Source organism: Bifidobacterium sp. ESL0704, assembly GCF_029392075.1.
Taxonomy (GTDB): Bacteria; Actinomycetota; Actinomycetes; order Actinomycetales; family Bifidobacteriaceae; genus Bifidobacterium.
Genome location: NZ_CP113929.1, coordinates 1,044,774 through 1,058,980 on the forward strand (window position 1 = coordinate 1,044,774; position 14,207 = coordinate 1,058,980).

The following is a 14,207-nucleotide window of genomic DNA, read 5'->3' on the forward strand; positions in this document are numbered from 1 at the left end:
GCGCGCGAACAACGAAATACTGAGGTGAGAACAGGAACATGGCGGAACCAATCATTGAACTTGACCATGTGGTCAAGGAGTTCAGGGCGAAAGGCGCCCGAACGTCGACCCGTGCCGTCGACGACGTGTCGCTGAGCGTCGACAAAGGCGACATCTTCGGTATCATCGGCTATTCGGGAGCCGGCAAGTCGACCTTGGTGCGCATGATCAACGCCTTGGAACGTCCGACAACCGGCACGGTGCGCGTGCTCGGGCAGGACATCACCTCACTGGGCGAGTCGTCGCTGCGGCCGCTGCGCCAGAAGATCGGCATGATCTTCCAGCAATTCAACCTTTTCTCCACCAAGACGGTGGCGCAGAACGTCGCCTACCCCTTGGTGCTCGACCATTGGCGCAAGGACTATCAGGAGCGTCGTGTCAACCTGCTGCTGCGCTTCGTCGGCCTTGAGCAACAGGCGGACAAGTATCCCTCGCAGCTTTCCGGCGGTCAGAAGCAGCGCGTCGGCATCGCGCGCGCCCTGGCCACGAATCCCGAGATCATCCTGGCCGACGAGGCGACCAGCGCCCTCGACCCCGAGACTACCGGCGAGGTACTCGATCTGCTCAAGCAAGTCAACCAAGTGCTTGGCGTCACCATCGTGCTGATCACCCATCAGATGAACGTCGTACAGCAGATCGCGAACCGTGTCGCGGTGATGAGCAAGGGCAAAGTGGTCGAGCGGGGAGACGCATACAGCCTCTTCGCCGCGCCTGAGCAGGAGGTGACCAAGCGGTTCATCGCCACAGCCATCTCAGGGCTTCCCGACGCCGAGCGCGTCGCCGACATCCATCGCCAATGGGCCGGCCGCATCGTCACGGTGCTCATCCGCCAGAAGGAATCACGCAACGAGTTGAACGGCTCGTGGGTTTCCGCTTCCGGCCAGAACATCTCTGAGCTGATCTCCAAATACGCGATACCCACCAATCTGGTGTACGGCGGCATCGATACCGTGGCCGGTTCGGCCATCGGCGCGATGACCTACGAGCTGGCAGGGGACGCCGCCCTTGTCGAAGACTTCCTCGCCGAGCTCGCCCTGAACAGCGACGTCTTCGATTTCGGTACCCGGCAGGCGCCGGTGGAGTACAGTCAGGCTGTACTGCACCCCCTGCCGCGCAAGGCAGGCACGGTTTCGGCCGCAGCGGATGGCTCCGGGCAATCGCAAGAGCGGACGGACGAAGAACATGATGGGGGAGAGACACGATGAACGCTATCAGCGCTATCAATAACACGGCGTCCGGCGTCGTGACCTTGGCGTCGACGCAGGATTGGTCGGTGCTCAAACCGATGCTCTTTCAATCCATAGCCCAGACCTTGGAGATGGTGTTCGTCACGCTGGTCCTCGGCGGCATCCTGGGCCTCGTGCTCGGCGTGGTGCTTTACGGTACGCGCCCGGGCAACCTGTTCGCCAACGCCACGGTCTACCGGGTGCTCGACATCATCGTCAACATCGTCCGGCCCATCCCGTTCATCATCTTCCTGGCGGCGATGCAGCCGTTGACCATCAAGGTCATCGGCACCTCCATCGGCACCATGGCGGCGATCTTCCCGATGGTCATCATGGCCACGTTCGCCACTTCGAGGCTGGTCGAGCAAAACCTCGTGCCTGTCGATCCCGGCGTGATCGAGGCGGCCCGGGCCATGGGCGCCTCCAAGTTCACCATCGTGCGCACCGTGCTCATACCCGAGGCGCTCGGCCCGCTCATCCTGGCCTACGCCTTCCTGTTCATCTCGATTCTCGACATGTCCGCGATGGCGGGCTACATCGGCGGCGGCGGCCTTGGTAATTTCGCCATCGCCTACGGCTACCAGAAGTTCGACCCGTCTGTGACCTGGACCGCTGTCATCATCATGATCGTGCTGGTCCAGGTGGTGCAGGCCATCGCCAACATGTTCGCCAAGCGCATTCTCAAGCGCCAGCAGTGAGATGATGGGACGAACCGGTTCGGTCGAAGCCCCGGGTGGGCGCGGCCGGACCGGTTCGTCGTAAGGCGAGGCAGGAAGAAAAGAGGATTTCATGACAGAGCAGAGCGTACATATCGACGTCACCAACGAGCTTCTCGCCATACGCCGTCATCTCCACGAATACCCGGAACTGGGCTTCAAGGAGGTGAAGACCACCGAGTACCTGGCCGGGCTGCTGCAGGCGCACGGCATCACCGTGCTCGATACGGCATTGGATACCGGATTGGTGGCAGAAATCAAGGGCGACAACCCGGGCCCTCGTATCGCCCTTCGTGCCGACATCGACGGATTGCCGGTTTGTGAACGTTCCGGTGTCGACCGCCCGTCTAAAAACGCAGGCGTCATGCATGCCTGCGGCCACGACATCCATATGACCGGACTGCTCGCCGCCGCTTTCTGGCTGGCCGAACACACCGATCGCATTCGCGGGTCCGTCGTCATCCTTTTCCAACCTGCGGAGGAGACCAGCGAAGGCGCGCAGCATGTCATCAAGGTCGGTGCGCTGGGCCAGATCGACGGCATCGTCGGCACCCACAACAACCCTGATTACGCGCCCGGGCAGGTGGCCGTCGGCGTAGAGCCCATGATGGCCGGCTGCGTGCGTTTCCATGTCACCTTCAACGCGGATGGCACTCACGGCGCCTATCCCGAGGCCGGAACCGGCCCCATGGAGGCGATGGCATCGACCATTCTCGCCTTGCAGGGCATCGTGAGCCGTAATGTCTCGCCGTTCCGTCCGGTCGTGCTCTCGGTCACCGAAGTCCATGGCGGCGATGTCTGGAACGTCATTCCGGCACATGCCGGTTTCATGGGCACTGTTCGTTATTTCTATCAGGACGACGGCGATTTGGTGGCGCGCAGGTTCCGTGAGGTGGTCGAGTCCACCGCGGCCGCATACGGCATCACCGCCGATATCGTCTACGACACCGTTGCCGGTCCTTTGGTCAGCGACGCGCATCTGGCGCAGGACGTCGCGCGTGACGTTCCCGATTACGCCGAGCTCGCGCCCATTAAGCCGTCCATGGCCGGCGAGGACTTCTATAACTACGGCGAACTGGCCCCCATGGTCTTCGCTTTCATCGGATCCAACGGGCAGCCGGGCCACCATGGCCTGCACAACCCCGAGTTCGTCGCGCTTGACGGAGCCATCAAGCCCACCGCGCAATTCTATGCCAACGCCGCGTTGCGTCTGGGCGAGCAATTGGGCCGTAGCTGATTGTTGTTTTGCCGACATTTGGCGTCACCGGTAGCCTCTCAGCCACACCAGCGGATATGATGAAGACATGACTCAACTACGTTTCGCTTTGGCCCAGATCGACACCTGCGTCGGGGAGCTCAACGGCAATGCCGCCACCGTCCTGCAATTTGCGCGTATGGCCGCGCTCAAGAAAGCCCAGGTCGTCGTTTTCCCGGAAATGACGTTGACCGGTTATCCGATCGAAGACCTCGCCTTCCGTGCCACCTTCCGCAAGGCCGCTGCCGACAAGGCCGACGAGCTGGCGCAAACCTTGCAAAAGGAAGGGTTGGGCCAGCTCTACGTGGTGGTCGGAACTGTGGGAACCTCTTCGGCAAGCGATGCCGAAGGCAAACCCACCAACCGTCTGGTGGTGCTGCACGGCGGTTCGGTCTTCTCGACCTACGACAAGCATTTCCTGCCGAATTACGGGGTGTTCGACGAATTCCGTATCTTCGAGGCAGGCCAGCATTCCGTTGTTCTCGATATCGAGGGCGTGAAGGTCGGCGTCGCCATCTGCGAGGACATCTGGCAGGACGGTGGGCCGGTAGCCGAGCTGGCTGAACAGGGCATCGACGTATTGCTGACGATCAACGGTTCGCCGTATGAGGAAGGCAAAACCCATACCCGGTTCGATCTGGCGGTCCGGCGTGCGCACGAGGTCGACGCCCCGCTGATTTACTTGAACCAGGTCGGCGGGCAGGACGACCTGATCTTCGACGGCGGCAGTTTTGTGGTCGATGCCGACGGCACGCTTCTCGAGCGTTCTCCGATGTTCGTCGAAGACCTGAGTTATTTCGATTTTGATTCCGCAGCCGGCCACCAGCAGGTCGGCACGCTCGCCGCATTGCGAGATCCGGACGAAGAGGTCTATACGGCCTGCGTTTTGGGGCTTAAGGATTATATGGCCAAGAACCATTTCACCGGTGTCGTGCTCGGACTTTCCGGTGGCATCGACTCTGCGTTGGTGGCTGCGATGGCAGCAGACGCTGTGGGCGGCGAGCATGTGCAGGGCGTCTCCATGCCCAGCATGTATTCCTCCGACGGTTCCAAGGACGATGCGGCCGACCTGGCCCGTAACATCGGTGCCCACTACGACGTCCAGCTCATCGAACCGTTGTTCAAGGCCTTCCAGTCTCAGCTTGACCTCGAGGGCGTCGCCGCCGAAAACCTGCAGGCGCGCATTCGTGGCGTCATCGTGATGGCCTATTCGAACTCCAGGAACCTGCTGGCGCTCGCCACGGGCAACAAGTCCGAGCTGGCCTGTGGCTATTCCACCATCTACGGCGATGCGGTCGGTGGCTACGCCCCGATTAAGGATTTACTCAAGACCCGGGTTTGGGAACTCTCGCGTTGGCGCAATCGTGCGGCCGCGGCCGGTGTTGGCGTCGGCGGCCTGAAGATTGTGGGAAACGAGAACGGGGGAGCGGGTGTGCCGCTCAACGACGGCGTGATGATTCCGGTTTCGAGCATCGAGAAGGCCCCGAGCGCCGAGCTGCGTCCCGGACAGAAGGACTCCGATTCGTTGCCTGAGTACGCGTTGCTTGACAAAGTCCTTGCAGCCTATATCGAAAAGGCGCACGGGCGTGCCAACCTGCTGCGTGACGGTTTTGACGCGGGTACCGTGGATACAGTGATGCGTCTGGTCGACCGAGCTGAATGGAAGCGTCGCCAATACCCGCTTGGTCCCAAAGTCACGTCGTTGGCGTTCGGCCGTGACCGTCGCCTGCCGGTGACCAGCGCTTTCCGCGAATAAGGTACGGTATCGCCAAGAGCACAGCGGTTCGCAGGTCTGCGTGTCCATGTTGGCATGCCAAGAATCGCTGTGCGTCTTCAGTCGGTATGAGGGCATGACCCGTTGGCATTGCAAATGAATTGGTTGCTGTTGTGTTGTGCCGAAGATTCTGTTGTAGACGCTACGCTGTTCATCTGCATCGAATAGCCGATGGCGGTCGATGCGATTTGCACAGATGGCGACCAGCGCGGTTGAGAGTCTGCGCCATACGCTTTAGGGTGAGCCGACCGTGATGCGGAACCGATCCGGGCTAAGCTTGAGAAAACTCACGTTGACAATAAAGAGGAATGGCGATGACGGACAATATGCAGAATGCGAATGATGACCGGCAATGGTATTTCAATACGGTGACGGGCAAGCCGGAGCTGGGCAAGCTTTCGCCCGTAGGGCAGCGCAGTGGTCCATACAAGTCCCGCGAGGACGCGCAGGACGCGTGGAAGATCGCCAAGGAACGCAACCTGATCTGGGATGAGCAGAACCGTAAATGGAACGCATGGGACCATGATTCCGACAGCGATGGCGGGCAGGGCGACCGAGAATCGTAACCGGGAGGTTGAGCGGAAACACACGATCTGGTTTATAGACAAATACTGTTCTATTGACCAGATTTTTTTATCTTGTCACGTAAAAGTGACGTATGTCACATTTTTGGAGGAGATGCATACAACCGGTCCGCAATGAGCCGTTGCCCTTAAAACCGTTGTCTTTATTGAGTTTATGTAAATTCCTAACATTTTCGGAAAATGTTGTAAGACAAGAAAACGCAGAAAAGTGACGTATGTCACATTTATTTGGCTGTGTTTGTGACGAAGACCACTCTACAATGGAAATCGAACGCAACGTGAAGATGCGTTGCTCCACTAATAAGGAGTGCTAAATGACCGCAGTAGATCAGACTGCTTTGTCTGCCGAGGAGCTTCAGGCGAAGGCTTGGAATGGCTTCGTCGGAGGAGACTGGCAGAAGGAAATCGATGTTCGCGATTTCATTCAGAAGAATTATACGCCGTATGATGGCGATGAGTCCTTCCTCGCCACGGCGACCCCGAAGACGAAGGAAATGTGGGAGTATCTCGACAACAACCAGCTTGCTGTTGAGCGTAAGCAGCGTATTTATGACGTTGATACCCACACTCCGGCCGGCATCGACAACTTCGGCCCCGGCTACATCATGGACAAAGAGCATGATAACGTCATCGTCGGCATCCAGACCGATGAGCCTTGCAAGCGCGCCATGATGCCGAACGGCGGCTGGCGTATGGTCGAGCAGGCCATTATTGAGGCCGGCAAAGAGCCTGACCCCAACATCAAGACGATCTTCACCAAGTATCGCAAGACCCATAACGACGGCGTGTTCGGCGTCTACACCAAGCAGATCAAGCTTGCTCGCCACAACAAGATCCTCACCGGTCTGCCTGATGCCTACGGCCGCGGCCGTATCATCGGCGACTATCGTCGTGTCGCTCTCTATGGCGTCAACTATCTGATTGCCAAGAAGAAGGAAGACAAGGATTCGATTCCTTATCGCAACGACTTCACCGAGGCCGAGATCGAGCACTGGATCCGCTTCCGCGAAGAGCATTCGGACCAGATCACCGCTTTGAAGCAGCTCATCAAGCTGGGCAACGAGTATGGCCTCGATCTTTCTCGTCCGGCTCAGACCGCTCAGGAAGCCGTGCAGTGGACCTACATGGGCTACCTCGCCTCCGTCAAGAGCCAGGATGGCGCCGCCATGAGCTTCGGCCGTGTCTCCGCCTTCTTCGATACCTATTTCGAGCGCGACCTCAAGGCCGGCAAGATCACCGAATCCGATGCTCAGGAGATCATCGATCAGCTCGTCATGAAGCTGCGTATCGTCCGCTTCCTGCGCACCAAGGACTATGACAACATCTTCTCCGGCGATCCGTACTGGGCCACTTGGTCCGACGCGGGCTTCGCCGATGACGGACGCCACATGGTCACCAAGACCTCGTTCCGTCTGCTCGCCACCCTGGCCCTGGATCACCTTGGACCTGGCCCTGAGCCGAACATCACCATCTTCTGGGATTCCAAGCTGCCTGAAGGCTACAAGCGTTATTGCGCTCGTACCTCCATCGCCACCTCGGCCATCCAGTATGAGTCCGACCGCGACATCCGCGACCACTGGGGCGACGACGCCGCCATCGCTTGCTGCGTCTCCCCGATGCGTATCGGCAAGCAGATGCAGTTCTTCGGTGCTCGCGTGAACTCTGCGAAGGCTCTGCTCTACGCGATCAACGGTGGCCGTGACGAGATGACCGGTATGCAGGTCATCGACAAGGGCATCATCGATCCGATCAAGCCCGAAGCCGACGGCACCCTTGACTATCAGAAGGTCAAGGATAACTACGAGAAGGCCCTTGAGTGGCTCTCGGAGACCTACATCGAAGCGCTGAACATCATTCATTACATGCACGATAAGTATGCATATGAATCCATCGAGATGGCTCTGCACGACAAGGAAGTCTACCGCACCTTGGGTTGCGGCATGTCCGGTCTGTCGATCGCCGCCGATTCGCTCTCCGCACTGAAGTATGCGAAGGTCTATCCTATCTACAACAAGGATGCGAAGAACCTCGAAGGCCATGAGAACGAGTATGTCGAAGGTGCCGATGACGACCTGGTGGTCGGCTATCGCACGGTCGGCGACTTCCCGATCTACGGCAACGACGATGATCGTGCCGATGATCTCGCCAAGTGGACCGTCTCCACGGTTATGGATCAGATCAAGGCTCTGCCGGTCTACCGCAACGCGGTTCCGACCCAGTCCATCCTGACCATCACCTCCAACGTGGTCTACGGCAAGGCGACCGGTTCCTTCCCGAGCGGACACAAGAAGGGCGAGCCTTACGCCCCTGGTGCCAACCCGGAGAACGGCATGGATTCGCACGGCATGCTGCCGTCCATGTTCTCGGTCGGCAAGATCAACTACAACGATGCGCTGGATGGCATTTCGCTGACCAACACGATCACCCCTGACGGCCTCGGCCGTGACGAGGAAGAGCGCGTTACCAACCTGGTCGGTATTCTCGACTCGGGCAATGGCCACGGCCTCTATCACGCCAACATCAACGTGCTGCGCAAGGAGCAGCTTGAGGACGCCGTCGCGCATCCTGAGAAGTATCCGCACCTCACCGTGCGTGTCTCGGGCTATGCGGTCAACTTCGTCAAGCTCACCCGCGAGCAGCAGCTCGATGTCATTTCCCGTACGTTCCATCAGGGTGCCGTCACCGAGTGACGCACACGCTTGAAGTAACGTGGTGAAATAGTTGATTTGAGGGGGCGGAGCATCAGCTCCGTCCCCTCAAATCATGTTCCACGGGCTTGGAAACCGGACCTAGGGGGATAGAGGACGCCAGGTTTTCACCTATGGAATGTTCCACGATCATCGTCGTACTTCAGGCACACCGAGCGACTGGGATTTAGGTTTGATATCAGTTAGTATGGAATGAAGAATTTACAAGGAGGGGCAATGATGTCCGATACCACTCAATTTAGGACCACAACGCAGCATATGCTCAAGGTTTCGAAAGTGTATGCCAAACATACGTTGATGGGCGGCCTTTCGGGCTTTCAGTCTCCTATAGGCCTGGACCGCCACGATCGCATCAATGCACTGCGTACCGGCGACATGGGATTTGTGCATTCGTGGGACATCAACACGTCGGTGGACGGGCCGGGGACCCGAATGACCGTGTTCATGAGCGGTTGCCCGCTGCGTTGCCAGTTCTGCCAGAACCCCGACACTTGGAAGATGCGTGACGGCCAGCCGGTCTATCTCGACGATATGATCGAACGCGTCACCCGTTACAAGGACGTTTTCCAGAGCACCGGCGGGGGAGTCACTTTCTCCGGCGGCGAGTCGATGATGCAGGGCAAGTTCGTCTCGCGCGTCTTCCACGCGGTGCACAAAGAAGGCATCCATACCTGCCTCGACACTTCCGGCTTCCTCAACAAGGACTGGACCGACGAGATGCTTGAGGATGTTGACCTGTGCCTGCTCGATGTCAAGTCCGGCGATGAAGAGACCTATCACAAGGTGACCGGCAGCCAGCTTGCGCCGACCATTCAGTTCGGTCAGAGGCTCAACAAGGCCGGCAAGAAGATCTGGGTGCGTTTCGTTCTTGTTCCCGGACTTACCGATAGCGTCGAAAACGTCGAGAACGTGGCCAAGATCTGCGAGTCCTTCGGCGATGCATTGGAACATATCGATGTCCTCCCGTTCCACCAGCTCGGCCGTCCGAAGTGGCATGAGCTGCACTACGACTATCCGCTCGAGACCAAGGAGGGCCCTTCCAAAGAGCTGAAAAAGCGTGTCCGCGACCAGTTCAAGGCCCACGGCTTCGAGGTCTTCTAAAGAGGCTGAAAGTCGTATATATTTATTGTTCATGCACCGGACAGAGCGATTTCACAATCCTCGTCCGGTGTTATAGTATGCACCATAAGCGCTGATCCGTTATCGGCGGGGAGCTTTCGGAAGAACGGTTGCGTCACATGTGTGTGGCCGGCTTATTAGAACCGACGGGGTGGCCCGAAACAGCCTGTTTCAAGCGGTCGTATAACGTTGCGATCTCGGGAATCAAGGTGTCGATTACATCGATGGCCTAATTGCCCGGGTGGCGATTGAATATGACAAGCGGGGTGGTACCGCGGTGTGCGGGTGTCGCGTCAATGACGCGGTGAAGCTGCATCGTCCTCGCAGGACATGGCAATGAAACCTGCAAGCGAGGAGAGTGCGGTGAGCGAAACCACCAATTCACATGTGTACCCCAAAGCGTCCGTAGGCGAGCAGAGCGCGCACGTCGCGCCGAACCCGAGCTTCCCGAAGATGGAAGAATCGGTGCTCGACTATTGGGACAAGGATGATACCTTCAACAAATCCGTCGAGCGTAACCCCAGCGGCGACCACAGTGACAACGAATTCGTCTTCTTCGACGGTCCGCCGTTCGCCAACGGCCTGCCGCACTACGGCCACCTGTTGACCGGCTACGCCAAGGACGTCATTCCGCGCTATCAGACCATGAAGGGCCGCAAGGTCAACCGCGTTTTCGGCTGGGATACCCACGGTCTGCCGGCCGAACTCGAAGCGCAGAAGGAGCTCGGCATCGAATCGGTCGACCAGATTGAGGAGATGGGCATCGAGAAGTTCAACGCCGCCTGCCGCACCTCCGTCCTCAAATACACCAACGAGTGGAAGGACTACGTCCACCGCCAGGCCCGCTGGGTCGATTTCGAGCACGGCTACAAGACCCTGAATACCACCTACATGGAGTCGGTGATGTGGGCCTTCAAGACGCTCTACGACAAGGGTCTGGCCTACAAGGGCTATCGCGTGTTGCCGTACTGCCCGAAGGACCGCACCCCGCTTTCCGCACACGAGCTGCGCATGGACGCCGACGTCTATCAGGACCGTCAGGACACCACCGTCTCCGTCGCCGTCAAGATGCGCGATGAGGATGACGCTTACGCCGTTTTCTGGACCACGACGCCCTGGACCACGCCCACCAACTTCCTGATCGTTGTGGGCAACGACATCGATTACGTCGAGGTGAAGCCCACCGAGGGCAAATTCGCCGGCAAGAAGTTCTACCTGGGCAAGCCGTTGCTGGGTTCGTACGCCAAGGAACTCGGCGAGAACTACGAGGTCGTTCGTGAGCTGAAAGGCAAAGAACTGGTCGGCCGCCGCTACTGGCCGGTCTTCCCGTACTTCGCAGGTGACGAGGCCGAGTCCGAGGGCCATGTCCCCGGCCCGAACGCCTACCAGATCCTCGCCGCCGACTACGTCGACACCGTCGAGGGCACCGGCCTGGTCCATCAGGCACCTTATGGCGAAGACGATATGAACACGCTGAACGCCGCCGGTGTCAACTCCATCGACGTGCTCGATGCCAGCTGCACCTTTACCTCAGCCTGCCCTGATTATGAGGGCATGTACGTCTTCGACGCCAACCTGCCGATCCTGCGCAACCTGCGCGCCGGCGACGGCCCGTTGGCACGCGTTCCCGAGGAACACCGCGCCCTGCTCTTCCAGGAGAAGAGCTACGTGCACTCCTACCCGCACTGCTGGCGCTGCGGCACCCCGCTGATCTACAAGCCGGTCTCCTCCTGGTTCGTCTCCGTGACCAAGGTCAAGGACCGTCTGCTGGAAAACAACCAGAAGATCAACTGGATTCCCGAGAACGTCAAGGACGGCCAGTTCGGCAAGTGGCTGCAGAACGCCCGAGACTGGTCGATTTCCCGCAACCGCTTCTGGGGTTCGCCGATCCCGGTGTGGGTCTCCGACGATCCGAAATACCCGCGCGTCGACGTCTATGGCTCGCTTGAGCAACTCAAGGCCGATTTCGGCGACTACCCGCGTGACGGCGAGGGCAACGTCAACATGCACCGGCCCTACATCGACAACCTCACGCGCGTCAACCCCGACGATCCGACCGGCAAGTCGCATATGCACCGCATCTCCGACGTGCTCGACTGCTGGTTCGAGTCCGGCTCGATGCCCTTCGCGCAGTTCCATTACCCCTTCGAGAACAAGGAGTACTTCGAGCAGCATTTTCCGGCCGACTATGTGGTCGAATACATTGGCCAGACCCGTGGCTGGTTCTACGTCTTGCACGTCATGGCCACGGCCTTGTTTGATAAGCCCGCCTTCAAGAACGTCATCTGCCACGGCATCGTGCTCGGCGACGACGGCCAGAAGATGAGCAAGCACCTGCGCAATTACCCGGACGTCAACGGCGTGTTCAACGACTACGGCTCCGACGCGATGCGCTGGTTCCTCATGTCCTCGCCGATCCTGCGAGGCGGCAACCTCATCGTCACCGCCGACGGCATCCGCGACACGGTGCGTCAGGTGCTGCTGCCGGTGTGGAGCTCGTACTACTTCTTCACGCTCTACGCCAACGCTGCCAACGGCGGCAAAGGCTACAACGCTCGTGCGCTGCGTGCCGACGAGGTGGCCGCTCTGCCGAACATGGATCGTTATCTGCTGGCCCGCACTCGTCGTCTGGTGGTCTCGGTGGAGCACGCGCTCGACACCTTCGCCATCTCCGAGGCGTGCGCCACGGTGCAGGACTTCATCGACATGCTCACCAACTGGTACATCCGCAACAACCGCGAACGTTTCTGGAACGAGGACGAGAGCGCCTTCAACACGCTCTACACCGTGCTCGAAGTGCTGATGCGCGTCATGGCGCCGCTCGCCCCGATGGAGTCCGAGTCGATCTGGCGTGGCCTGACCGGTGGGGAATCGGTGCATCTGACGCAATGGCCGTTCGTCACGCTCGCCGACGAGCAGTCCCACGATGTCGGTGCGAACGCCGAATCGACAAGCGAACTCAACCAAGGCAAGGAAACCGAGCTGGGACGTGTCCTGGTCGATGAGCCGGCGTTGGTTTCGGCCATGGAACAGGTGCGCGAGGTCGTTTCCGGCACGCTTTCGTTGCGTAAGTCCTGCCAGATTCGCGTGCGCCAGCCGCTTGCCAAGCTCACCGTTCTGGTGGACGATCCCGATGCCGTCGCCGCCTACGACGATATCCTCAAGACCGAGCTCAACGTCAAGGACGTGGAATTCTCCACCATCGCAGACGCCGGCAAACACGGCTTGAAGATCGTGCACGACCTGAAGGTCAACGCCCGCAAGGCCGGCCCGAGACTGGGCAAGCAGGTGCAGTTCGCCATCAAGGCATCCAAGTCCGGGGCCTGGCATGTCGACGAAACGGGTGCGCCTGTGGTCGAAACGCCGAATGGTGATCTGAAACTCGAGGAAGGCGAATACACACTGATCAACCAGGTCGATGAAATCGGTGCGGCTGACCGGGCCAACGACGTTTCCGCGGTGCTTGACGGCGGCGGTTTCGTCATTCTCGACACCGCGTTGAGCGATGACCTCATCGCCGAAGGCTACGCGCGTGACGTCATCCGTGCCGTGCAGGACGCCCGTAAGGAAGCCGATCTCGACATTGCCGATCGCATCAGTCTGAAGCTTGATGTGCCGGCGGCCGATGCGCCGAAGGCCGAGCAGTTCCGTGAGCTGATTGCTCACGAAACGTTGGCCACGACCCTCGACATCAACGCCGACGCGTCCGCCGACGAGCTGAAGGTCACCGTAGCTAAGGAGTAATGCTCACGGCCGCCGTCGCCGCCAATCCGTAAAGGGCAGCGAACCATAAAACATGAGACGGGTCACGGACCGACCGGCAATCGTATCGGTCGGTCCGTGACCCATCTTTGATAGCGCCGGTTTTCCGGCCTTTCCGCTTGCCTGAATTGTTCATCCGGCAAGGACGGTTTCATTGCGAGTCTTGCTCTGCAGTGTCAGCGCCGCTTGACGGCAACACGCTTGCAATTCCGGCATCCAATGGGTTCAGTCCCAGATTGGCCATGAACCGCTGGATGATTTTACCGTCGTTGTCGGAGGTATTGAGCTTCGATATGGTGCCGTTGATGCGAATTGTCGGCGGGAAGAACCCCTTCGAGCCGTGCATGTTGGTGAACAGCTCTTTCCGCTTTGAGTCATAGACCGTCACCTTGTTGATGAACGACGAGTACGGCGCCTTGACCGCGGCTTCGGCCACAGTACGGCTCACCCCGGCTTTTTCTGCCTGTGCGGCGATCTGTGCGTCGCTGACTTCCTTATAGTGAATGGCATCGGGCTGGAAGCCTTTTTCGAACAACGCGCCCACGAATGCCGTTACATGTTCCGGATCGTGTTCGGACACATATGCCACCGCGTTGGCTGCCCTGGTGGCGTATCGGTTTGTGGAAGGAGTGTCGTACAAGTTGACGATATGGAATTCAAGATTCACCTGCTGGGCGTCCTGCAGTTTTTTGAGGGTCGGGGTAAGCGCGCGGGTCAGGTCGCCGCAGTAGGGGCAGAGGAAGTCCTCATAGATCTCCACGGTCGGTGCGTCAGGATTGCGATCGGTTTGTCGGTATGCAGGCAAACCACCCTCCTCGGTGGAGTTGGCCGGCTTGTTTTTGACCCTTTGCAGTTCGTCGTATGCCTGGGCCTGCGTTTCGGGAAGTTCTTGATTCGACTTCCTGCCCTGATTGATGCCGATGGAAAAACCGATGACCAGAATCAGCGCCATGACGATGATCATCGTAATGGCACCGACAATCAACTGGTTGCGACTGAGGCCACCGCCCCCGCGTTTCATCTG

At 59.2% G+C, this 14,207-nt stretch carries 9 protein-coding genes; 8 read left to right on the forward strand and 1 reads right to left on the reverse strand.

Translation table 11 applies throughout. The annotated features are described in order from the left end of the window. Nucleotides 1–38 precede the first annotated feature (38 nt). The 8 genes from OZX64_RS03580 (at nt 39) to ileS (ending at nt 13,165) form a co-directional block, all read left to right on the forward strand. Entirely contained in the window at nt 39–1,244 is a 1,206-nt protein-coding gene (locus OZX64_RS03580; RefSeq protein WP_277174828.1) for a methionine ABC transporter ATP-binding protein, read from the forward strand. Continuing rightward, nucleotides 1,241–1,963: a methionine ABC transporter permease gene (locus OZX64_RS03585; protein ID WP_277174829.1), complete on the forward strand. Its 723-nt coding sequence runs from the start codon at nt 1,241–1,243 to the stop codon at nt 1,961–1,963. The genes OZX64_RS03580 and OZX64_RS03585 overlap by 4 nt, the downstream gene beginning before the upstream one ends. A 91-nt stretch (nt 1,964–2,054) precedes the next feature. Further along, complete coding sequence (locus OZX64_RS03590; RefSeq protein WP_277174830.1) at nt 2,055–3,218, forward strand: amidohydrolase; 1,164 nt, start codon at nt 2,055–2,057, stop codon at nt 3,216–3,218. Nucleotides 3,219–3,285: 67 nt separating this feature from the next. Continuing rightward, nucleotides 3,286–4,992, forward strand: a complete 1,707-nt coding sequence (locus OZX64_RS03595) for an NAD+ synthase (RefSeq protein ID WP_277174831.1) — start codon at nt 3,286–3,288, stop codon at nt 4,990–4,992. Between the two features lie 332 nt (nt 4,993–5,324). Beyond that, nucleotides 5,325–5,576: a hypothetical protein gene (locus tag OZX64_RS03600; protein WP_277174832.1), complete on the forward strand. Its 252-nt coding sequence runs from the start codon at nt 5,325–5,327 to the stop codon at nt 5,574–5,576. A 332-nt stretch (nt 5,577–5,908) separates the two neighbouring features. Beyond that, complete coding sequence (pflB, locus tag OZX64_RS03605) at nt 5,909–8,284, forward strand: formate C-acetyltransferase (protein ID WP_277156037.1); 2,376 nt, start codon at nt 5,909–5,911, stop codon at nt 8,282–8,284. Between the two features lie 237 nt (nt 8,285–8,521). Next, a complete protein-coding gene (gene pflA / locus OZX64_RS03610) occupies nt 8,522–9,403 on the forward strand; it encodes a pyruvate formate-lyase-activating protein (protein WP_277157433.1) in 882 nt (293 codons plus the stop codon). Nucleotides 9,404–9,757: 354 nt separating this feature from the next. Continuing rightward, entirely contained in the window at nt 9,758–13,165 is a 3,408-nt protein-coding gene (gene ileS / locus OZX64_RS03615) for a mupirocin-resistant isoleucine--tRNA ligase (protein WP_277174833.1), read from the forward strand. 169 nt (nt 13,166–13,334) lie between these two features. On the opposite strand, the gene OZX64_RS03620 is transcribed toward ileS, so the two are convergent. Continuing rightward, the gene (locus OZX64_RS03620; protein ID WP_277174834.1) at nt 13,335–14,204 is read right to left on the reverse strand and encodes a thioredoxin domain-containing protein; all 870 of its coding nucleotides are present in this window, start codon (nt 14,202–14,204) and stop codon (nt 13,335–13,337) included. Nucleotides 14,205–14,207 lie beyond the last annotated feature (3 nt).